Consider the following 20,076-nt stretch of genomic DNA (forward strand, 5'->3'; position numbering starts at 1 on the left):
CACGCTTCCGTTGCGCGACCAACGCGCGCACCATGGAGAGGTCCGCGATCTCACGGGATCGAGAAGGGAGCGGGCGATGAAAGCCCAAGTCGGCGATTTTTTGGTGGTCAAAGGCACGACCACGGAACGACACGATCAACATGCGGAGATCATCGAGGTGCGTTCGGAAGACGGTTCGCCGCCGTACGTCGTGCGGTGGCTGGTGACCGGGCACGAGGCGACGGTGTATCCCGGCTCTGACGCGGTCGTCGTGACCGCCGCCGAACACACCGAGTCCGCGCGCCGTGCTGCGGCGCGGGCCGGCCACGGGCCCAAATAGCCTGGCCTCGGCAGGGACGAACCCACCGAACGGGAGAATCACTTCGCCAATAGGAGAAGGTTATTCTCCTCAAGCGAGAAACATATTACGATCGCTTCTGATCCATCGACGGCGATGCAAGGAGATCGGTCGTGTGGGACACAGTCGGTCTCGACCGATCGCGCGACGGCGTCGCCGTACTGCAGCTCAATCGGCCCGAGCGGCTCAACGCCATCAATGAGGCGATGCAGGGCGAATTACAGTCAGCCTTAAGCGTTTTGGCCGCCGATCGGTCGGTGCGGGCCGTCGTCCTCACCGGTGCCGGCCGGGGCTTCTGTGCCGGCATCGATCTGCGTGACTTCGGACCCGGCGCGCCGGAAGCCAGCGCACCCGCACTGGAGCGGATGCGTTTCCAGGAGAGCATGGCGGCCCTCCCCGAGGCCATCCGTCAGCTCCCGCAGCCCGTCATCGCCGCGGTCAACGGTCCGTGCGTCGGAGCGGGATTCGCGCTGTGCCTGGCCTCGGATATCCGGATCTGTTCGACGACAGCGTCTTTCGGCAATGCGGCCATCCTGCTCGGTCTCTCGGGCGCCGAGATGGGCATGAGCTATCACCTGCCCCGCATCGTCGGCACCAGCGTGGCCGCCGACTGGATGCTGACCGGACGGACGGTATCGGCGCCAGAAGCCGATCGCCGCGGCCTGGTCAGCGAAATAGTCGAGCCCGATCGGTTGGCCGACCGTGCTTTGGAGTTGGCAACGCTGGTCGCGGGTCTCGCTCCGCTGGGTGTGCAGCTGACCAAGCGTGCCCTGCAAGTCAACACCGACGCGGCCAGCCTGTCGTCGGCGCTGGAACTGGAGAACCGCAACCAGGTGATCTCACACGCCACCGACGACGCGACCGAACGCCGCAAGAAGTGGTCTTCATGACCAGAGAGGACGACAGATGTCGTGGGATTTTTCCACCGACCCGCAATGGGCGCAGCAGCTCGAGTGGGTCGAAGACTTCGTGCGCACCGAATGCGAGCCGATCGACCTGGTCGTCAGGGAATCTCACGACCTCGACGACCCGGTACGCCAAGCGCTGATCCCGCCGCTACAGGAGATCGTCAAGGAGCGCGGCCTCTGGGCCACCCACCTCGGGCCGCATCTGGGTGGTCCCGGCTACGGACAGGTGAAGCTGGCGCTGCTGAACGAGATTCTGGGCCGCTCGGAGTGCGCGCCCATCGTCTTCGGCTCGCAGGCACCGGATTCCGGCAACAGCGAGATCCTTGCCCACTACGGCACACCCGAGCTCAAGGAGCGCTACCTCGAGCCGCTGCTGGACAACCGCATCGTGTCCTGCTTTTCGATGACCGAGCCGCAGGGCGGCGCGGACCCGAAAGTGTTCCGCACCACCGCCGTTCAAGACGGCGACCACTGGATCATCAACGGCGAGAAGTGGTTCTCGTCGTTCGCCTCGATGGCCTCGTTCATCATCGTGATGGCCATGACCGACCCCGAGGCCCCGCCGTATCAGCGCTACTCGATGTTCGTCGTACCCGGTGACACCCCGGGCATCAACGTGTTGCGCAACGTCGGACTCGGGTATCAGCCGCTCGGCGGTGGCGGCCGCGAGGGTTACGTCCGCTACGAGAACGTCCGGGTGCCCGCCGATCACATGCTCGGTCCGCGCGGTGGTGCGTTCGTCGTCGCGCAAACCCGCCTCGGCGGCGGGCGCATTCATCACGCCATGCGCACGGTCGGGCTGGTGCGCCGCATCTTCGACATGATCTGTGAGCGCGCGGTGTCGCGTTACACCCAGGGCGAGGTGCTGGCCAACAAGCAACTGGTGCAGGAGATGGTCGCCGACTCCTGGATGGAGATCGAGGCCTTTCGCCTGTTGACCCTTCAAACAGCCTGGAAGATAGACCAATTCAACGACTACAAGGCGGTGCGGGCTGACATCTCGGCGGTGAAGGCGATGATGCAGAAGGTGCTGCACGACGTGTCGTCGCGTGCGCTGCAACTACACGGATCATTGGGTACCACGCACGAGATGCCGTTCGTGCAATATCTGGTGGAGTCGTTCGTGCTCGGCCTGGCCGACGGCCCAACAGAAGTGCACAAGGTGACGCTGGCGCGGCTGCTGCTCAAAGACCGTCCCGCTGCGCCGGATCTGTTTCCCTCCGAGCACCTGTTGCGCTTGCGTGAGGCCGCCGAAGCGAAGTTTGCCCACCAGCTGGCCGGCATCCCCCCCGGGTGAACTCAGACCGCCTTGGTGACGCCGACATAGGCCAGCACCACGTCGGATTGGTCGGTCACTCGAGTCAGCGTCGCGTAGGAGCGAATGAACGACTGGCCCACACATCCGTCGATCTTGACGTGGAAGCCCGAGATCATGACCCACGGGTTCGGACCTTTGAACTGTTTCTTAACCACCGGCACCACGATCACCAGACCCGGTTTGAGTCCCACACTCATCACGCCGTTGACCGGCGCGGAAATGAACGGCAGCAAGGGCGGCAACGTACCGGTCGCATCGAACGTCGGGCTTACGCCCGGGGTTAAGCCGGCACCACCCTCCATGATGACGCCGTTGGACGTGCTCATATCAATTCCGCAACCGATTTGGTAGCCCACCTCAAGGTTTCCCCGGGGCTCTTCCGGGCCGTTCACAGAGCCGACGAATATGCCGCTGGACAGGTATTCGCGCGACGACATGGCGGCGTTCATTGCCTCCACCGGAACTTGCATCTCGTCCTTGGCGCCAAGGGCCAGCGTCCAGCCGTCGGGCGTCTTGACAGACGATGGCGGGCTCGACGGCACCGATCCCGCGGCCGGTGGCGCCGCGTCAGGAGGATCTGCAGCCGTCGAGGGCGCCGCGGCCACCGACATGACCGCGCAAATGGCGACAGCCATCGCGCGACGAATGACGACGGCTAGCGGCCTCACGGGCGACACGCTACGCAGCGGCCGAGACGAGTCGCGAAGTTTGCTGGCCGGCTGAGCAAAGTTGTTGTGTGTTCGTGATGATTATGCGACGTAGAATTGGTTTTGGCGACTAACCTCTGGGATAGCCACTAATCCGGACAGACAACAGAGGAGCCAACGATGGCGCTTCGCAGGTGCGCTCGTAAGTTGCTGATCGGCGCGGTGATGCTGGTAGCTCTGGTGAGCGGCACCGGGATAGCGCAAGCGTCGCCGGACCCCGGTATGCCGCCGGTGCAACCGGACATCGATGAATGGCTGGTCCAGTTTCCCACCACGTTCGTGAATCCGATGGATGAAGGCGGCCCCGCCGCCGAGTGGGGTGGGACCGGAATGTATTGCGAAAACCTCTTCGCTCACTGCAGCTAAACGGCCACGCTGATCTCAACCATTTGGTTTCAACCAGCCCACTTCGGCGAGGAATGACTGGGTGTGCGCGATACGTCCGGTCATCGCGTTCGGATCACCCGTACACAGCCGCAGGGCGGTCTCGGTGATCAGTTCGATGTCCTCGGTGTCGGTCTTGGCCAGATCGAGGGTGCCCGCCCCGGGTGTGGCCACCGGGTTTGACGGGGCGGCGGCGTTGACAGCGATCCCGTCTTCGTAGAGTTCGGCGGCAAGGCTTTTCGTCAAGCGGTTGAGTGCGGCTTTGGCCGTTCCGTAAATGCCGAACCCCGCGGTGCGGTCGAAATCGGAGAATGGCGGCCCGGGCGGCAGAGCGCCGCCCACGGAAGTCACGTTCAGAATCCAGCCCCCGCCGCGCTCGCGCATCGCCGGAATCGCCAGCTGGATCAAGTGCAACGGCGCGAAGAGATGCATCTCCATCATCAGCCGGACCCGCCGGTCCGGGAACCCGTCGAGATGACGCAGGAATGTCACCGCGGCGTTGTTGACCAGAATGTCGGGAGCGCCGACGGCGTTGACCACTTCGGCGAAAAGCCTTTCGCGCTCTTCGGACTTGGACAGATCCGCCTGGATGGCGACGGCCCGCCCGCCCGCGGCGGTGATCTCGTCGACGGTCTGCTGCAGGGAGCCTTGATATTTGGGATCGGGGTCCAGCGTGCGGGCGGTCAGCGCCACCGTGGCGCCCTCTGCCGCAAGCCGTGCCGCGATCGCCTTGCCCAGGCCCCGACTGCATCCGGTGACCAGTGCCACCTTCCCGTCACACCGATCGTTGCTCATCGTCCGGTCTCCTTGTCGGCAAAAAGGTTCCCTCAGTCATTGTGAGGCAAGGGGTTTCGTCAGGCGCGCAACCTTCTCCGGGTGCGCGCCGTATCGATTGAATAGGCACCCGGACCGATGAAAACCAGCAGAAAGAAACCGAAGCAGAAGAGGATCGCCAAGGCCCCGCCGTTGCCGCCCGGTGGATCACCGATCGGCCACAGTGCCCGTGGTTGATGAATCCAGAAGTAGGCGACTGCCATTTGCCCCGAGGCAAGGAACGCGGCCGCCCGGGTGAGCAACCCGCTCGCGATCAGCAGCCCGGTGATCAATTCGATCAGCCCTGCATACCAGCCCGGCCAGGATCCGACTTCGATGGTGTTCGGCGGCGGCACGGGCCAGCCGAAGATGATGTTCGAGCCGTATCCGGCAAACAGCAGCCCGTAGACAAATCGGAACAGGCTTATCACGGCCGGTGTGTAGCGCGCGAGGCGCGGGTTCAGATTTTTCAGCACAACACAACTTTAAGGGCTGCGAAATACCGGGATCCGGTGCGGGGATTCCGTACACTCTTGCCAACTTTCGGGCAGCAAACCCACTCCCGGGCAGGCGGTCCGCCACAGCGCGCTTGGATGGGGAGACACCATGAGGGGCACCGGCATCAGGACCGCGGGCGTCGCGGTCGCTGCCGCGCTGGGACTGGGTTTGGCGCCGGGCATAGCCCAAGCCGGGCCGTACGCACCCAGCCCGCCGGAAGCCAGGGGCATGCTTTACGGCGATCCCGCAGCGGCCGCCCGATTCTGGCGGCACCAGGAATACGACGACGACTGTGTGCCGATGGCGGTCGCCGACGTGGTGGGTCAACTGACGGGCGACCAACCGACCGAGGAGGCGATTGTCGCCGTCGCGCACTCGTCCCCCAGCACCGTGCATAAGGGTCCGATGTACACCAAGCCCGCGAAAAACCAGCCCGCTCAGGGCACTTCCTTTGCCGATGAACCGGCGCTGCTCGCCCACTACGGCATCCACGCCGTGAACTCCTACATGGATGACGGTCCCAAGGGCGGCGCTCCCACGGGGATGGATGTGCTCGAACAGGCACTGGCCAAGGGTCGCAAGGTGATCGTCGCAGTCAACGCCGAACTCATCTGGGGCAGACCCGTCCAGACCAAGACTGCCAGCGGCGCGCCCGACGCCAACCACGCCGTGGTGGTGACCGGCATCGACATCGCGGCCGGCACTGTGCACCTCAACGACAGTGGCAGCGCCACTGGCGGCGATGAGCAGATACCCATCGACCTCTTCGCCCGATCATGGGCCAGCAGCCGCGACCAAATGACAGTCACCGACTAACTGCGGCTACCGTTCCCGTCCACACGAGCAGCCGGCGCCACAACTGCTGCCGGCTGGACGACATGTTGTGGCAGTGCGCGCTACCGGCCAGGATTACCGTCGTGATGTCGGGGCTGCTGGAATACAGCCCAGCCTCGGCGCGTGGATCTGGTGAAACATCAACGGCGCCAAAGCCGATGAGCACCGGAACGTCAACCTGTGCGGCGTGCTCCGCGACGATGCCCGGAATCATGGCGGTGCCGAACACGCGCGGGACAACTGACTTCGCGGTGACCGTGTCGGCTTCGACGAGATCGGCCGGGACGTCGGCCAAGTGAAACCAACTCTGCAGGTACTCGCGGGGACCCTCGAAATAGGGCTGCGGTAGCGCAGAGAGGATCTCGGCGGAAAGCGCGGCGCGGCCGTCCGGCGTCGACGCGCGGGCAATGAATGCAGAATCCAGGTTCAGCGGCGCGACATGTCGATTGGTGCAGCCGAGCAGGGCCAGAGCGCTGTAGCTGGAGAACAGCGCCTGCTGGGTGATGGCCAGATATCCGCCCAGGGAATGCGCGACGGCCACCAGCGGTAAACGGTCGCCGATCAGGTCGGGCAGGGCGGACACCGCGTGCGCGAGCGCCGCAGCGATATCAGCGAAACCGAAGTCGCGCAACGGTTTCGAGCTTTCCCCGGTGCCCAGCGGATCGATCGTCAGGACGGCGTAGCCGTTCTCGGTGGCGAATTCGGCGAAGCTGTATCCGCGGTGTCCCGCAACGTTGAGGTTCCAGTAGTCGCGGCTGTAGGTGCCGCCCGGCAGGCATACCAATACGGCGCCGACAGGACCTTGAGTGCGCGCCGGATAGTAGGTCGCCGCCAATGATGCTTCCTCCCCGACCACTTCGCTGACATCGAAACGCACTGGCGATCGTCCGACGGCAGAAGTCATACAGCGAGGATAGGTTGCCAATGCCGACGCGAGCGCGGGCGTGCCCGGCCGCGTTCGCCGGCACTCGTCGGCAGCGAAACCGCCCTAAAGTTTTGGTTTGCTGTGTATCGTCAGATCCAGTCGAAGCGACAACATACCCGCTCGTCAGCGGCTCGCGCCGCCGGACAAAGGAGTTAACAATGCACAACTCGGTCGTACCCACGGCAGGCGCACTCCGACTAACGTCACGGGCCCCGCGCCCTAGGACTTTGGCTGGTTTGCTGGCCGCGGCTGCCTTCGCTGCGGCCGCCGCACCGCAGAGTATTTTGCCCACGGCGGCTGCCGACTCGCACCACACTGTGACCTATCAGGTCACCGGCGCCGGTGACGCATTCTCGATCATCCCCGACCCCGGAACTCCGGTGTATCCGGCGAACACCAACACCTGGGTGCCGCTGCCCTGGTCGCAAACGGTGAAGGTGACCGGAAGCCCATATCTGGCGTTGAACTGGACCGACCACAACGGCACCCACGACTGCGTGATCACGGTGGACGGCAAGCCCGTCCCGCTCACCGAGCACTCGCCGGGTCGGTGCGCGTACCAGATTCCCGGCTAGTCGCGCGGCAGCGCTCGCCGCAACTCTTCAGCGTCTTCTCAGCAGCCCACCGGCACACTGAGGGCAGAACTGCTCGGGGAGGGCGTCGCACGTGAACGTGTTCATACGTCTACGGCCGCGCTACTGGGGCATCGCCACCCGCGCAGCGGCGGTATCCGCAGCGGTGGTCCTTGCCGCGCTCGCCTTGGCAACCGCCGGCATGCTTGCTTTGCTTTACTTCTTACTGCTGTCCGGCGTCGACGACGCCGCCGGCGCCCGGGTCACCCATATCGTCGCCGCACTTGGGGTCAAGACTCCCGATCAGCTCGACGAAAGCCTCATGGCCACGAACCAACGAGTGGCGGCGGTGCAGGTGATGAACGGCGACGGGCATGTGGTGCGCAGATCGTCGGGCGGGCCGAACTCGGCGTTGGTGCCCGCCGGATTATTCGGCCCCACGCTCAAATCAGGCCTGCCCGACGATGTTTCGCCGGGTGATGACATGCGGCTGGCCGGTCAGACCGTTGCCACCCCTGCCGGCACCTACACCGTCATCGTGGGCGGCGCCAGCGAAGCGGTCGAAGCCACCGTTCGCACCGTGGCGATTCTGCTGGCGGCGGTTTCCCCGCTCATGATCGCGGCGGCGGCCTACGTCAGCTATACGCTCGTCAAACGCTCGCTGCGCTCGGTGGATGCGATTCGTAGCCGGGTGGCCGAAATCTCGGTGTCGGATCTGTCCGAGCGCGTTCCGGTGTCTGACAGTGGCGACGAGATCGCGGCGCTGGCCGGGACGATGAACGCGATGCTCGAGCGTGTCGAGGCAGGTCATCTGGCACAGCGTCAATTCGTCGGTGACGCCTCCCATGAGTTGCGCAGTCCGCTGACCACCATCATCTATGCGCTCGAGCTGGTCGAATCACATCCCGAGCTGCTCGACATCGACATGGCCACAAGCACTTTGCTGCCCGAGGCGCATCGGATGAAGACCCTGGTGGAGGACTTGCTGTTGTTGGCTCGCACCGACGAGCAAGGTTTGGCATCGCCCGCCCAGAAGCCCACGCAGAGTGTGAGTTTCGCCGATATCGTCGAGTCTGCGGCCGCAAGGCTACGCCGCGAAACCACGCTGGCGATCGATACCGACATCGACAAGCGCACCCAGGTGATCGGTGACGAGGCCGCGCTGGCACGCATGGTGCGCAATCTCGCGGACAACGCCGCCCGCCACGCGGTGTCGCGGATCGAGCTGTCGGTACATGACGCCAACGCCGTCCAGGGCCACACCGTGTTCGTCATCGCCGATGACGGACCGGGCATACCCGAGGCCGACCGCGGTCGTGTGTTCGACCGCTTCGTTCGCCTCGACAGCGACCGATCACGTCAAAGCGGCGGTAGCGGCCTCGGGCTGGCCATCGTCGCCGAAATCGTCCGCGCACACCGGGGCAGGATCGCCGTCGACGATCGGGTGGGTGGAGGCGCTCGTATCACAGTTACGATGCCGTCAGGGTAATAGCCGGTATCCAACCCCGCGAATGGTCTCAATACTGTTGGTTCCGAACGGAATATCGATCTTGCGCCGCAAATAGCCGACGTACACTTCCACAACGTTTGCCGGCCCACTGTAGTTCACGTCCCACACGTTGGCCAGGATGTCGGATTTGGTGAGCACCACGTCCTTGTTGCGCATCAAATACTCCAAGACACCGAACTCGCGTGCCGTCAAAGTGATCTCAGTGTGATCGCGGGTGACCAGGCGCCGGGACGGATCCAGCGACAGCGTGCCGGCGGTGAGAACCGTCGGGCGTTCCCGTGCACCGCGCCGCACCAATGCCCGTAGCCGAGCGACCAAAATCTTGAACGAGAAGGGCTTGGTCAGGTAATCGTCAGCGCCCAAGTCGAATGCGTCGGTCTGGTCGTACTCACCGTCCTTGGCGGTCAGCATGATGACCGGAGTCCACACCTTGGCGCGGCGCATGCTGCGCAATACTTCGTAGCCGCTTCGGCCGGGCAACATGACGTCCAGGACGATGACGTCGAAATCGTTCTCCAGGGCTTCGTGCAACCCGTCGTCGCCAGTTGCGACAGTGAGCACGACGAACCCTTCGGCGCGCAAGCCCTTGGCCACCATCGACGACAGCCGCTCCTCGTCTTCGACGAGTAGAACCTTCACCGCGCGCACCCGCTACGACGCATCATCTGATTGTGCAGCGCCTGCGATCGGCAGAGAACACCGCAACCCACGTTCTCAGCGGCGTCTCAGCGATCCGCTCCTACGCTGGCACTGCCATGTTTCGCAAGGCCTGCCCCAGGATCGCAGCTGTCGTCGCCCGTCAGCTGCTGGACTGCAAGGCGCGTCCGTTGGTAGAGGTTGAAATCACCACCGACACCGGCCATGTCGGTCGTGGCGCATCGCCGACCGGCAGTTCGGTCGGGGTGCACGAGGCGTTCGTGCTGCGCGACGGTGACCGGACAGAATACGACGGGCTGAGCGTGCACCGCGCCGTCTCCGCAGTGCGCGACGAAATCGCTTGCGCTCTCGTGGGTGCTGAGCTCGACGATCCGCGAACTCTGGATCGGGTGATGATCGAACTCGACGGCACGCGCGACAAGCACCGGCTCGGGGGGAACGCGATTTACTCAACCTCGATAGCGCTGCTGCGAGCGGCGTCCGCGACGGCGGGCATACCCACCTACTCCTATGTAGGTGCACTGCTGGGACTCCGACCACCGACCACCGTGCCGGTGCCCACTTTCAACATGATCAACGGTGGCCGCTACGGGGACACCTTCCAGGCCTTCTCAGAGTTCCTCGTCGTGCCGTACCGCGCCGGCTCGATCGAGGCGGCGGTCGAGTTGGGAGTGCGCGTGTTCGGTGTCCTCGGCGAGGTGCTCACCGAGCGGCTGGGCCGCACGCCACAGCTGGCGTCGTCATACGGCTATGTCGCACCGTCCAGCGACCCGCGGGTGGTCATGGAGGTGCTTGCCGAGGCTGTTGAGCGTGCCGGCTGTGCCGACGTCATGGCTTTTGCGCTGGATTGTGCGGCCAGCCAGGTGTACGACAAGCGCACACATACTTACCCACTCAATGGTGAGCCGGTGACGGCGGAGGCATTGATCGACTACGCGCGGACATTGTCGGAGGACTTCCCGATGGTGTTCATCGAGGATCTGCTCGACGCCGACGACTGGGACGGTTTCACCAAGGCGGTCGAAACCATCGACCGCGCAATCATTCTCGGTGACGATCTGATCGTCACCAACCGCAATCGCTTACAACGGGCGGTGGAGCTTTCCGCCGTCGACGGGTTCATCCTGAAGCCCAACCAGGTGGGCACCATCGCCGAGGCGCTGGATTGCTTCGAATACGCGTCGGAGAACGGTATTCTGGCGATCCCGTCGGGCCGTTCGGGCGGTGTCATCGACGATGTCGTGATGGACCTGGCGGTGGGGCTGGAGACACCGTTTCAGAAGAACGGCGCCCCACGCTCCGGCGAGCGCATCGAGAAGCTCAACTTCCTGTTGCGGGCGGCCGAGCGAATTCCGGACTGCGCGCTGGCGGACGTGCCGGCCTTGGTGCGGTTCTGAGCCGGGACGCGGCTCGCCGAACGTGGGGCTTATGCACGCATTTCGTTCAGTTTGCGTCTGTACGGCCCACGCTCGGCGGGCCGGGTCGGCTATATTCCCAGCGCAAGCTGTGCGACCAGGACGGCGACGCACACTGCGAAAACGATCGAAAGTACCACCCAGTCAGCACGTTTCGGCCGTGACGGGGCCGCGGAGAGCTGACCAGCACCGCCGCGAGCGGTGATCGCATCGCCCATCTCGTCCGCGCGCCGCAGTGTCACGGTAATGACCGCGACGACCAGGTCGACCACGTCTGCGACCAGCTGCCGAAGACGGTCCCTGCGGCTCCCCGGTGTCTGCTTGGGCCGCAACCGGCGCGCGGCGTAGAGCACCCGGAATTCGTCGATCAGCATTGGAAAGGTACGCAGCGCGAGCGCCAACGCGACCGACCAGTCGTCCACCGGGACACGCAGCGGCCGCAGACGGCGACCCAAAGTTGCCACCGCCGGGGCGATTTCGGCGACGTTGGTGGTCCACGACACCAGCGCGCCCAGACCCAGCAACACGATCGACAGCGCGCTGATGCGCAGGAAGTCCAGCAGGCCGCCGAGTCCGAGCGAGAACGGGCCCACGTGTATCTCCGGACTCCCGCCGGCCAATGCCGCAGTGGTACCGACGATGGCCAGCAGGATCCACAACCAGCGGGGGACCGACGGCAACGCACCCCGGGGAATCCCCGCGACCCACACGCCGGCCAGTACCAGCGCAGCCATCAGCCCGATCGCCAGCCATCCCGGGTTGACGGTCAAGAACGCCGAGATGCCCAATGCGGCAAGGAGTTTAGTGCCCGCCCACAGCTCGTGCACACGGGAGCGCCCGGGCACCGGGCGCAGCAACACGACGGGGCGTGGAGAGCGGCGGGCCGGAGCCGTGGCCGCCGCACGCCGGGGCTTGTCGAGCGCAAGACCCGGCGTCGGCACCAGCATGCCGTCGCGCAGGTGAAGGGTGCGCGGGCACAGCTCCTCCAGTCCGGCGAAGTCATGCGAAATGACCACCACGGTCAGACCGGTCGCACGGCGCCGATCCGCGAGGAGCCGCACCAGACCGCGCTGGCTGGCGGCGTCCAGCCCGGCCAGTGGTTCGTCGAGAATCAATACGCGTGGCGACCTCGCCAGCAACCCGGCCAGGACCACGCGGCGCATCTGGCCACCGCTGAGCTGGTCGATGCGCCGCTTCGCCAGCGCGCCATCGAGACCGACGGCCGCCAGCGCCGCGGACACCCGTGCGTGATCGTCGGGCGAAAAGCCTGCCGCCGAAGCCACTTCCAGGTCGACACGGCTGCGCATCAGCTGCAGCCGGGCCGCCTGGAACTGCAGCGAGACCGCACCGACCTGCTCAGCGGCGAGGCGCCCGTCAAGGAGACAGGTGCCGGACGTGGGCATCGTCAACCCGGCCATTATCCACGCCAGCGTCGACTTACCGGAGCCGTTGTCGCCGTGGATCAGCAGCCCGTCGCCTTCGTAGACGGTGAAGCTGATGCCGCGCAGCGCGGTCTGCGCCCAGGGGGTGCCGGTGCCGTATTCGTGTGCCACGCCGGCCAGTTCGAGCACCGGCGCATGGGGCTTCTGGCCCGTCGTAACGGTCGGCGCTGGTGCGGCCGCGGTCTCCACCAGGGCGGTGTTGTCCAGCGAGTCGCTGAGATCGATTGTTCGGTCGGCGTAATCAGCCTCATTGTTGTAGTGGGTGATGTGGACCAGCGCGGTCTCATGACGGTCGGTCAGATTGGACAGCACATCGAGCAGAGCGTCCCGGCCCTGCTGGTCGACCATGCTGGTGACCTCGTCGGCGATGAGCAGCGCCGGCTCGCGCGCCAGCGCCGCGGCCATGGCCAGGCGCTGCAATTCGCCGCCGGACAGGCCGCCCGTGTCGCGGTCGGCCAGGCCGTCCAGCCCGACCTCGCGCAGTAACCGGTCGACATCAGTGGTCTTACCGGGCGGCAGACCCCAGACCACGTCGTCGGCGACTCGCGTGCCCAGTACCTGGCTTTCCGGGTGCTGCATGACGACGGCAGTGCCGCCGATCTCGCCCAGACCCACCGCCCCGAGCCGTTCCACCGTGCCCGATGTCGGTTCGCGGCCGGCGAGGACCAGCATGAGCGTGGTCTTTCCCGATCCATTGGCGCCGGTCACCGCGACGTGTTCGCCGGCGCGCAGATCCAGGCTGACCCCCCGCAGCGCGTCGTGGTCGGTGTGCGGATAGCGGAAGCGCACCTGGTCCAGCCGCACCGGGACCGGCTGAATCGGCCCGACGCCGGCGGGCGCGTCCAGCTTGTGCACGTCGGGCACGACGCGGAGGCGCTCCAGCACTCGCGACAACACCCACCAACCGATCATGGAGGCGCCGACGATCGCGACGACGGCGTATCCGAGGACGAGCCACTGCCAGCAATTCATTGCTTCGGCGAAGAACCGCTTGAGCTCCAGCGCGATGGTCTGCAAGTGGGGCACCCGCGCCACGAGCGTCGCGACTCCGTCCACGGTCGCGGTGATCGTGTGGAATACCAGCTGCCGGAGCTGGGTCAAAATGGTCAACGCGATGACCCCCACGGCACCGACGGCAGCACCGGCTCCGACGGACACCGCGATCACCGTAGGCGTGCCGCGCCGGCGTCGTTTCACGATTCCGGCCAGCCCACCGACATAGGCGCACAGCGCGACCGCGCCGAAGCCGCTCACCCCGACCACCAGGAAGCCGATTACGCCGGCGGCCACGGTCGCGGTAATTAGAACGCGGATCCGATACCGATAGGCCAGCAAGCCCATCGGGACGGTGCCCAGCAGTCCCAGTCCGCCTGCGTGCGGGAGGACGACGGTGACGATCGCGATGGCGGCGCACAGGGCGCCCATCACCGATGCCTGAGCCAGTTCGTTGGGTGATAGCGAGCGAGCCCGGCGAAGTCCGTCCGTCGGTGACGCGCGACAGTCCTCGACACCATCCCGACAGCGCGCCGAAATCGTTTGCCGCATCGCTTGATCGACCCCCCAACGTTTGCGCCTGCTCGACGAAGAACCCCTCTCAGGCATGGGAGCGCCAGTGTATAAGCGGGTCGCTGAGACGTCGCTGAGAAAAATCCGGCGCGACGGGCTCTGAGCAACTTCGGAGCCCGCGAGGCCAGGCTGAGCCAAAACCCGGGCAGCCAATTTGCTGGCGGGGTCTAATGGGTGGATGGAATTGATGGTGCCCACCGACTCGCTGTATCTGATCGCCGAATCACGTGAGCACCCCCTGCACGTGGGCGGCTTGTCGTTGTTCAAGCCACCGGAAGGTGCAGGTCCGGAGTTCGCCCGGAATTTCACTGGCGCCCTGATTGCCGACGAACCAATCCAGCCCACCTTCCGTAAGCGTCCCGCCAGGATAGTTCCTGGACTCGACATTTTGGCATGGACATACGACGACGAGATCGACCCCAACTACCACGTGCAGCGCGTGGCGCTGCCGTCGCCGGGTCGGGTACGTGACCTGCTCGAGCTGACCGCCAAGCTGCATTCCACCCTGCTCGATCGGCGGCGACCGCTGTGGGATGCGTATGTGATTGAGGGGCTCAACGATGGTCGCTTCGGCGTGTTCATCAGGGTGCACCACTCTCTGATCGACGGCGCCGCGGGAGCGAAGCTCTTGGAGCGCGCCTACTCGGTCGACCCATCCGAGACCGAGGTGCGAGCGATGTGGACCGTCCCGCAACTCGAGAGCCCACCGACAGATCGCTCGTCCGTAGTGGGCTCGCTTACCAAGTTGGCGGGATCTGTTGCGGGACTACCGTCATCAACGTTGAAGCTGGCTCGCGGGGCCCTCGTCGAGCAACAGTTGACCCTGCCCTTCACGGCACCGCGCACCATGTTCAACGTCAAGATCGGGGACGCCCGCCGGTTCGCAGCTCAGTCTTGGTCGCTGGAGCGTGTGCTGCGGATCAAGAAAGCCGCAGGGGTGAGCTTCAACGACGCAGTGCTGGCTATGTGTGCCGGCGCGTTGCGGTACTACCTGCTCGAGCAGGAGGCGCTGCCGGACACACCACTGATCGCCTTGGTCCCGGTGAGCCTGCGCCCGTCGGCAGACGACGGCAGCAGCGGCAACAAGGTCGGCGCCATCCTGTGCAATCTGGCTACCGACATCGACGACCCCGCGCAACGGATTGAGATCATCGCCGCGGCCATGCGGGGTAACAAGAAGGTACTCGCCGAACTGCCCCGCGCGCAGGTTGTAGCCTTGTCGGCGATGAGCATCGTTCCACTGGGCCTCGGGGATGTGCCGGGCTTCGTGTCCACGACACCGCCGCCCTTCAACCTCGTCATCTCGAACGTGCCGGGACCTGTCGAGCAAATGTATTCCGGCGGTGCCCGACTCGACGGCAGCTATCCGCTGTCTCACCTTACAAACGGGCAGGCCCTCAACATCACCTTCATCAACAGGGCCGGCCACCTCGATTTCGGTTTGCTGGCGTGCCGCCGCAGTGTGCCGCACCTGTCGCGGCTGCTGGAGCACCTGGAGTCGTCCCTCAAAGATCTGGAACGTGCCCTCGGCGTATGAAAGGCGTTGCTGCGCAGGGACTCTGACTGGGTCTAGCTCAGGTGGTGTACGTCCTGCAACCCGTATACCGGCGTGGGGATGCCTTCGTAGCGGGCCTTGAGTTGCAGGGCGAGAAAGCGCGAGTAGTGCCGTGACTGGTGCAGGTTGCCACCGTGCAACCACAAGTTCTCCTGCTGGGTCGGCTTCCACATATTGCGCAACTCGCCTTCCCATGGGCCCGGGTCTTGCGACGTGCCCGAGCCGAGGCCCCACACCTTGCCGACTCTGTCCGCCACGTCCTGCCCGATCAGGTCCGCCACAAAGCTGTTCATCGATCTGAAGCCGGTGGCGTAGACAACCAGATCGGCAGGCAGTTCCGTGCCGTCGTCCAGAATCACCGACTCCTCGCTCAACCGTTCGACCCCGCCGTGGCATAGCTTGATGCTGCCGTCGCAAATCAGGTCGCAGGCACCGACATCGATGTAGAAGCCGCCGCCGCGGCGAAGGTACTTCATGAATTGGCCGGAATCGTCGTCGCCGAAGTCCAGGCGGAAGCCGGCCTGCTCCAGGCGATCGTATAAATCCTTGTCCCGCAACCGCATTGCGTCCGATATCGGTCTCTGGAAGTCCGCGATGATTCGGTACGGCAATGATGCGACGGTCAGGTCGGCCTTCTCGGTCGTGATACCGGCGGCCGCCGCTTGTTCCGAGTAAAGGCCGCCGAGCCCGATTTCGAGGACTGTCTCGGACGTGACGACCAGGGTGGACGCGCGCTGCACCATGGCGACGTCAGCACCGTTCTCGTACAGGGCTTTACAGATGTCGTGCGCTGAGGTGCCGGAGCCGATCACCACCGCGCGCTTGCCCGCATATCGGTCCGGGCCCGGGTGCTGGCTCGAATGATGCTGGTCTCCTCGGAAGACGTTCTGGCCGGGAAGCTTTGGCACGTTTGGCTTACCGGCCATTCCTGTCGCCAGCACCAAGTGGGTGGGCCGCAGCGTGTTCCGTTCGCCGTCGCGGTCAAGCTCGACCGTCCACTGCTTTGCCTGGTCGCCGAAAGACGCCGACAGGCACGTTGTCGAGGTCCAGTACGGGATCTCCATCACCCGGGTGTAGAACTCGAGCCAGTCAGCGATTTTGTCCTTCGGCGAAAAGACCGGCCAGTTCGGCGGGAACGGCAGATACGGAAAGTGGTCGTACCACACCGGATCATGAAGGCACAGTGTCTTGTACCGTTTCCGCCAATGGTCGCCCGGGCGGGCGTGCTTGTCGACGACGAGGGCGGGGACCCCAAGCTGGCGCAGCCGCGCACCCAACGCGATGCCGCCTTGGCCCCCACCGACAATCACCACGTAAGGCTGCTGCGAATAGCCCAGCGACGCTTCCTGTTCCGCACGCATCTCCGCCCACGACCGGCCGTCCGGATCGGGCCCGTGCACGGCACCGAGCAACCGGCGCGACCCCACGGGCTCCTCGTGGCCCTTGAGCTCGTCGAGCGCGGTCAGCAGCGTCCACCCGTGATCGCCCTTGAGCCGCAGGTGGCCGACACCTCCCCCGACCGCGGTCTCGAATTCGATGAACGCCGATGTCACACCATCGCCGTCGTCGGTTGGCGTCTCCGTGATGCGGAAACCCGTCGGGTCGGTCTCGTCGAGACGCGCACGCAACATGTCGGCGATGCCGTCGCGACCCTCGACCGTCTTGATGTTCCAGGTGAATGTCACCAGATCACGCCAGATGCTGTCCGGGACGAACTTCCCCACGACGCGGTCGATGTCGCGCGCCGCCAGGGCCGATTCGAATTCGTCCAGCCAGGCCTGAACGCGGGCCTCCGGTGATTGCGCGATCGCCGCCGCATCCAACTGCCGGGTCATCTGCAGCACGCTACTCGCCGCTCGCGTAGGTGATTCCTTCAAGTTCGTTTGCCTGGCGGGATGAATGGAATCGGGTTGGACCGGCGGTTAGTCTTCGCGGCCGTGTGTACGCCGTAGCCTGGCCGCGCTGAGGACGTCTAGCTTTCGTTTCCTCTCGCTTTTCTCGGAGGCCCTGGTGTCGCGGGGCGGCAGCTGCAGATCTTTTTCTGCGGGCATCCCGGCCTGCAGCTCGCGGCCACGCTCAAGCTCGGCGTCAAGCTCGGCGCCAAAGAGGAGGGCCAGGTTGGTGATCCATAGCCACAGCAGGAACACGATGACGCCGGCCAATGTGCCGTACGTCTTGTTGTAACTGCCGAAGTTCGCGACGTAGACGCCAAACAGTATTGAAGCCGTGATCCATGTGACGATTGCTACTGCAGCGCCCACGCTGATCCAGCGAAACCTCGGCTGTCGCACGTTGGGGGTCGCGTAGTAAAGGATTGCTACCGCCAGAGTTACCAGAATCAGCAGCCCCGGCCACCGCGCGACGTTCCACACGGTCAGGCCGATCTTGCCGATGCCGACGGCATCGCCGACAGCCTTGGCCAGTGGTCCGCTGACCGCCAGCAGCAATGCTCCCGCGGCCGCGATCATGACGCCAGCGACGGTCAGCACGAGCTGCAGCGGCCGCAACTTCCAAATCGGGCGTCCCTCTGGGATCCCGTAGATGCGGTTCATCGCCCGGCCGAACCCGCCGATGTATCCGGCGGCCGACCACAACCCGACCATGATTCCGGCAACCAGTGCGAAACCGGCCGAAGGTGAGTTGACCAGCTGCTGCACCGGTCCCCGCAGTGCGTCCACCGCAGATGCTGGTCCGAGTTTGCCGACGATCTGCAGCACCGCGTCGGTGGTGCGCTTGCCCTGGCCGAACACTCCTAGAAACGACACCATCACCATTAGGGCTGGGAACAGCGACAACACGGCGTAGTAAGTCAATGCCGCAGCCATGTCCGTGCATTGATCGGCGGCGAACTGCCGTACGGTGCGCCTGGCCACATACATGATCGAGGGCTTGGTGAGATCGCTGGGTGAGGCCGGCTTGGCAGGGTCGTCCGGCTCGGTGGCCGAAAGGCCCCGATGGGAATCGGACCGGCCACCCGCAGACATGTCAAGCAAATACCCACCCGCGTTGAGCAGAAAACGGCAGCACCAACATTATGGTGCTCCACAACGGAATTCATGCCCTTTCGATCAAAGCTGCGGGCATCCCGTTTGGCTGGTGGCACACCGGGCACCCGATCAAGCCAGAGCGCTTCTTCGGCGGCCTAGGAAGGACCCAGCAGTGGCACCGCGCCGAGCGGAGCGCACGGGCAGCGGTCACGCGGGAGGTGATAGGTGATGAGCGTTGGATCTGGACCGGCCGCAGAAGCATCGGTCGGTGAATTGATGACGCAGCTGGCGGCGCAGACCTCGCGACTGATCCACGATGAAATGAGGCTTGCGCAGAAAGAGTTTCAGGAGTCAGCCAAACATGCCGGTATCGGAGCGGGCTTATTCAGCGCCGCGGGGTTGATTGCCGTGTTCGGTCTGGGGACCCTGATCGCTGCCGCCGTAGCAGCTTTGGCGCTGGTGCTACCGGTGTGGGCGGCGGCCCTCATCGTGGCAGTAGTGCTGTTGTCGGTGGCCGCGGCGGCGGGGCTGGTCGGCCGAAAGCAGGCGCGGCAAGCGTCCCCGGTTCTTCAGACAGCCGTCGCAAACGTGCAAGAAGACATTCGGGAAGTGAAGGACGCGCGCCATGACCGGAGTTGACCCATCCCGCCCAGAACCCGGACCCGAGGCGAGCGCCGACGACCTCCAGGCCGATATCGAGAAGACTCGCGAGCAACTCGGCGAGACCGTGACGGCACTCTCTGCCAAGTTGGACGTGAAGTCCCGCGCGAAACAAGCGGCCGCTCACACCAAGGACCGCCTCGCAGGCACCGCCTCGAAAGTGGCCGGGGCGGCACGAAACAACCAGGGATCCCTCCGACCAGCCGTGCCGGTCGGAGTGATTGTCGCGGCCCTGGCAGTCGGAGTCGTCATCTGGATCCGCCACCGATGACCAGGACGAGCAAGGAGGCCGCGATTGCTCACCAGCGACCGAACAAAACCGCAAAGATGCTCTACCGCCCCATCGGTCTAACGATTTCCGCGCTGGGCGGCCTGCTCGCGGGCATTATCTTCAAACAGGTCTGGCGTCGCGCGGCATCCGGTGAGCCGTCAGAACCGCCGAGGGCTTTGCAGACGGAGTACCCGCTGAAGCAAATCCTGTTTGCGGCAGCGCTGGAAGGGGCCATTTATTCCGTGGTAAAGACGGCGATCGACCGTCAAGGGGCGCGGCTATTCGAGAAATGGACGGGTGAATGGCCGGGTGAGTGACGATGGTGCCGGAGCGGTCACCTATAAGGGCCACCCCGGGCCACCTAACCACAGCGGCGGATCTTGGCCGTTGTACATGCTCTTGGGCTGCCATCGCTGTCTACGCAACAGTCGACCGGCGTGGTGCTCGGCCACATCTTTCAGATACTCCACGTCATCGCTGGTCCACGGGTGCTGGCCGGTCCCGTCCAACCACCACCTCGGTTGACCGTCTTGCTCATAACGGGTTATTCGGTAACGCCAGGCGATGTGCCGGCCTTTTGCGTCAACCTGCCAGTCCAGCAGCCGTGGGCGGAGGGCCTCCGGCGTCGGCTCGATAAATTCCCGGGGGTCGGTTATCCGGATGTCGACAAACTCGCGACCCATGAAATGAACCCTAGGGGTTCCCGTCCCTATCGAG

At 64.9% G+C, this 20,076-nt stretch carries 21 protein-coding genes; 12 read left to right on the plus strand and 9 right to left on the minus strand.

The annotated features are described in order from the left end of the window. The first annotated feature begins 76 nt into the window (after positions 1-76). From A9W99_RS16235 to A9W99_RS16245, 3 genes are all read left to right on the plus strand, one after another. Positions 77-319, plus strand: a complete 243-nt coding sequence (locus A9W99_RS16235; protein WP_067240204.1) for a DUF1918 domain-containing protein — start codon at positions 77-79, stop codon at positions 317-319. Between the two features lie 131 nt (positions 320-450). Beyond that, the gene (locus tag A9W99_RS16240; RefSeq protein WP_067379978.1) at positions 451-1,227 is read left to right on the plus strand and encodes an enoyl-CoA hydratase/isomerase family protein; all 777 of its coding nucleotides are present in this window, start codon (positions 451-453) and stop codon (positions 1,225-1,227) included. A 16-nt stretch (positions 1,228-1,243) separates the two neighbouring features. Beyond that, positions 1,244-2,542, plus strand: a complete 1,299-nt coding sequence (locus tag A9W99_RS16245; protein ID WP_067379981.1) for an acyl-CoA dehydrogenase family protein — start codon at positions 1,244-1,246, stop codon at positions 2,540-2,542. A 2-nt stretch (positions 2,543-2,544) separates the two neighbouring features. On the opposite strand, the gene A9W99_RS16250 is transcribed toward A9W99_RS16245, so the two are convergent. Further along, positions 2,545-3,198: an MspA family porin gene (locus tag A9W99_RS16250; RefSeq protein WP_067379984.1), complete on the minus strand. Its 654-nt coding sequence runs from the start codon at positions 3,196-3,198 to the stop codon at positions 2,545-2,547. A 192-nt stretch (positions 3,199-3,390) separates the two neighbouring features. On the opposite strand from A9W99_RS16250, the gene A9W99_RS16255 reads away from it, so the two are divergent. After that, the gene (locus A9W99_RS16255; RefSeq protein WP_067379986.1) at positions 3,391-3,636 is read left to right on the plus strand and encodes a hypothetical protein; all 246 of its coding nucleotides are present in this window, start codon (positions 3,391-3,393) and stop codon (positions 3,634-3,636) included. A 15-nt stretch (positions 3,637-3,651) separates the two neighbouring features. On the opposite strand, the gene A9W99_RS16260 is transcribed toward A9W99_RS16255, so the two are convergent. Together A9W99_RS16260 and A9W99_RS16265 are read right to left on the minus strand one after the other, a co-directional pair. Continuing rightward, a complete protein-coding gene (locus A9W99_RS16260) occupies positions 3,652-4,449 on the minus strand; it encodes an SDR family NAD(P)-dependent oxidoreductase (RefSeq protein WP_067379989.1) in 798 nt (265 codons plus the stop codon). Between the two features lie 59 nt (positions 4,450-4,508). Beyond that, positions 4,509-4,943, minus strand: coding sequence for a DoxX family protein (locus tag A9W99_RS16265; RefSeq protein ID WP_067379992.1), 435 nt, complete (start codon positions 4,941-4,943; stop codon positions 4,509-4,511). A 130-nt stretch (positions 4,944-5,073) separates the two neighbouring features. Between A9W99_RS16265 and A9W99_RS16270 the strand changes: the two genes are divergently transcribed. Then, positions 5,074-5,781, plus strand: a complete 708-nt coding sequence (locus A9W99_RS16270; RefSeq protein ID WP_067379994.1) for a hypothetical protein — start codon at positions 5,074-5,076, stop codon at positions 5,779-5,781. Here A9W99_RS16270 and A9W99_RS16275 read toward each other — a convergent pair. After that, entirely contained in the window at positions 5,771-6,703 is a 933-nt protein-coding gene (locus A9W99_RS16275; RefSeq protein ID WP_082930036.1) for an alpha/beta hydrolase, read from the minus strand. The genes A9W99_RS16270 and A9W99_RS16275 overlap by 11 nt on opposite strands. 248 nt (positions 6,704-6,951) lie before the next feature. Here A9W99_RS16275 and A9W99_RS16280 point away from each other — a divergent pair, with 248 nt between their 5' ends. Then, positions 6,952-7,299: a hypothetical protein gene (locus A9W99_RS16280; RefSeq protein ID WP_156623133.1), complete on the plus strand. Its 348-nt coding sequence runs from the start codon at positions 6,952-6,954 to the stop codon at positions 7,297-7,299. A gap of 91 nt (positions 7,300-7,390) precedes the next feature. Further along, entirely contained in the window at positions 7,391-8,785 is a 1,395-nt protein-coding gene (locus tag A9W99_RS16285; RefSeq protein WP_067380005.1) for a cell wall metabolism sensor histidine kinase WalK, read from the plus strand. Here A9W99_RS16285 and A9W99_RS16290 read toward each other — a convergent pair. Next, positions 8,777-9,445, minus strand: a complete 669-nt coding sequence (locus A9W99_RS16290) for a response regulator transcription factor (protein ID WP_067380833.1) — start codon at positions 9,443-9,445, stop codon at positions 8,777-8,779. The genes A9W99_RS16285 and A9W99_RS16290 overlap by 9 nt on opposite strands. A gap of 116 nt (positions 9,446-9,561) precedes the next feature. Here A9W99_RS16290 and A9W99_RS16295 point away from each other — a divergent pair, with 116 nt between their 5' ends. Beyond that, positions 9,562-10,860, plus strand: a complete 1,299-nt coding sequence (locus A9W99_RS16295) for an enolase (protein WP_067380835.1) — start codon at positions 9,562-9,564, stop codon at positions 10,858-10,860. An 89-nt stretch (positions 10,861-10,949) separates the two neighbouring features. Here the strand turns inward: A9W99_RS16295 and A9W99_RS16300 are convergent, their stop codons facing one another. Then, positions 10,950-13,745 (minus strand): DUF2232 domain-containing protein, encoded by a 2,796-nt coding sequence (locus tag A9W99_RS16300; protein ID WP_082930037.1) that lies wholly within the window; start codon positions 13,743-13,745, stop codon positions 10,950-10,952. A gap of 319 nt (positions 13,746-14,064) precedes the next feature. On the opposite strand from A9W99_RS16300, the gene A9W99_RS16305 reads away from it, so the two are divergent. Next, on the plus strand, positions 14,065-15,423 hold the full coding sequence (locus tag A9W99_RS16305) for a wax ester/triacylglycerol synthase family O-acyltransferase (RefSeq protein ID WP_067380008.1): 1,359 nt from the start codon (positions 14,065-14,067) through the stop codon (positions 15,421-15,423). Between the two features lie 32 nt (positions 15,424-15,455). Here A9W99_RS16305 and A9W99_RS16310 read toward each other — a convergent pair whose 3' ends face one another. Both A9W99_RS16310 and A9W99_RS16315 read right to left on the minus strand, forming a co-directional pair. Then, complete coding sequence (locus tag A9W99_RS16310) at positions 15,456-17,276, minus strand: NAD(P)/FAD-dependent oxidoreductase (RefSeq protein WP_067380841.1); 1,821 nt, start codon at positions 17,274-17,276, stop codon at positions 15,456-15,458. Between the two features lie 87 nt (positions 17,277-17,363). Next, a complete protein-coding gene (locus A9W99_RS16315) occupies positions 17,364-18,425 on the minus strand; it encodes a YihY/virulence factor BrkB family protein (RefSeq protein WP_067380010.1) in 1,062 nt (353 codons plus the stop codon). Positions 18,426-18,656: 231 nt separating this feature from the next. On the opposite strand from A9W99_RS16315, the gene A9W99_RS16320 reads away from it, so the two are divergent. Genes A9W99_RS16320 through A9W99_RS16330 form a run of 3 tightly spaced genes read left to right on the plus strand, consistent with a single transcriptional unit; the run spans position 18,657 to position 19,676 of the window. Beyond that, positions 18,657-19,067, plus strand: a complete 411-nt coding sequence (locus tag A9W99_RS16320) for a phage holin family protein (protein WP_082930038.1) — start codon at positions 18,657-18,659, stop codon at positions 19,065-19,067. After that, positions 19,054-19,359: a DUF3618 domain-containing protein gene (locus A9W99_RS16325; protein ID WP_067380015.1), complete on the plus strand. Its 306-nt coding sequence runs from the start codon at positions 19,054-19,056 to the stop codon at positions 19,357-19,359. The genes A9W99_RS16320 and A9W99_RS16325 overlap by 14 nt, the downstream gene beginning before the upstream one ends. Then, a complete protein-coding gene (locus A9W99_RS16330) occupies positions 19,356-19,676 on the plus strand; it encodes a DUF4235 domain-containing protein (protein WP_067380018.1) in 321 nt (106 codons plus the stop codon). The genes A9W99_RS16325 and A9W99_RS16330 overlap by 4 nt, the downstream gene beginning before the upstream one ends. 21 nt (positions 19,677-19,697) lie before the next feature. Here A9W99_RS16330 and A9W99_RS16335 read toward each other — a convergent pair whose 3' ends face one another. Beyond that, positions 19,698-20,042: a hypothetical protein gene (locus A9W99_RS16335; protein ID WP_067380020.1), complete on the minus strand. Its 345-nt coding sequence runs from the start codon at positions 20,040-20,042 to the stop codon at positions 19,698-19,700. Positions 20,043-20,076 lie beyond the last annotated feature (34 nt).

Origin of the sequence: Mycobacterium sp. 1164966.3, from assembly GCF_001665395.1 — a bacterium.
GTDB lineage: Bacteria > Actinomycetota > Actinomycetes > Mycobacteriales > Mycobacteriaceae > Mycobacterium.

What these genes read in the sequence shown, in the direction of transcription:
- A9W99_RS16235 (WP_067240204.1), top strand. Translation starts at nt 77, where the DNA reads ATGAAAGCCCAAGTCGGCGATTTTTTGGTGGTCAAAGGCACGACCACG.
- A9W99_RS16245 (WP_067379981.1), top strand. Translation starts at nt 1,244, where the DNA reads ATGTCGTGGGATTTTTCCACCGACCCGCAATGGGCGCAGCAGCTCGAG.
- A9W99_RS16250 (WP_067379984.1), bottom strand. Translation starts at nt 3,198, where the DNA reads ATGGCTGTCGCCATTTGCGCGGTCATGTCGGTGGCCGCGGCGCCCTCG.
- A9W99_RS16255 (WP_067379986.1), top strand. Translation starts at nt 3,391, where the DNA reads ATGGCGCTTCGCAGGTGCGCTCGTAAGTTGCTGATCGGCGCGGTGATG.
- A9W99_RS16260 (WP_067379989.1), bottom strand. Translation starts at nt 4,449, where the DNA reads ATGAGCAACGATCGGTGTGACGGGAAGGTGGCACTGGTCACCGGATGC.
- A9W99_RS16270 (WP_067379994.1), top strand. Translation starts at nt 5,074, where the DNA reads ATGAGGGGCACCGGCATCAGGACCGCGGGCGTCGCGGTCGCTGCCGCG.
- A9W99_RS16275 (WP_082930036.1), bottom strand. Translation starts at nt 6,703, where the DNA reads ATGACTTCTGCCGTCGGACGATCGCCAGTGCGTTTCGATGTCAGCGAA.
- A9W99_RS16295 (WP_067380835.1), top strand. Translation starts at nt 9,562, where the DNA reads ATGTTTCGCAAGGCCTGCCCCAGGATCGCAGCTGTCGTCGCCCGTCAG.
- A9W99_RS16300 (WP_082930037.1), bottom strand. Translation starts at nt 13,745, where the DNA reads ATGGGCGCCCTGTGCGCCGCCATCGCGATCGTCACCGTCGTCCTCCCG.
- A9W99_RS16305 (WP_067380008.1), top strand. Translation starts at nt 14,065, where the DNA reads ATGGAATTGATGGTGCCCACCGACTCGCTGTATCTGATCGCCGAATCA.
- A9W99_RS16310 (WP_067380841.1), bottom strand. Translation starts at nt 17,276, where the DNA reads ATGACCCGGCAGTTGGATGCGGCGGCGATCGCGCAATCACCGGAGGCC.
- A9W99_RS16315 (WP_067380010.1), bottom strand. Translation starts at nt 18,425, where the DNA reads ATGTCTGCGGGTGGCCGGTCCGATTCCCATCGGGGCCTTTCGGCCACC.
- A9W99_RS16320 (WP_082930038.1), top strand. Translation starts at nt 18,657, where the DNA reads ATGAGCGTTGGATCTGGACCGGCCGCAGAAGCATCGGTCGGTGAATTG.
- A9W99_RS16325 (WP_067380015.1), top strand. Translation starts at nt 19,054, where the DNA reads ATGACCGGAGTTGACCCATCCCGCCCAGAACCCGGACCCGAGGCGAGC.
- A9W99_RS16330 (WP_067380018.1), top strand. Translation starts at nt 19,356, where the DNA reads ATGACCAGGACGAGCAAGGAGGCCGCGATTGCTCACCAGCGACCGAAC.
- A9W99_RS16335 (WP_067380020.1), bottom strand. Translation starts at nt 20,042, where the DNA reads ATGGGTCGCGAGTTTGTCGACATCCGGATAACCGACCCCCGGGAATTT.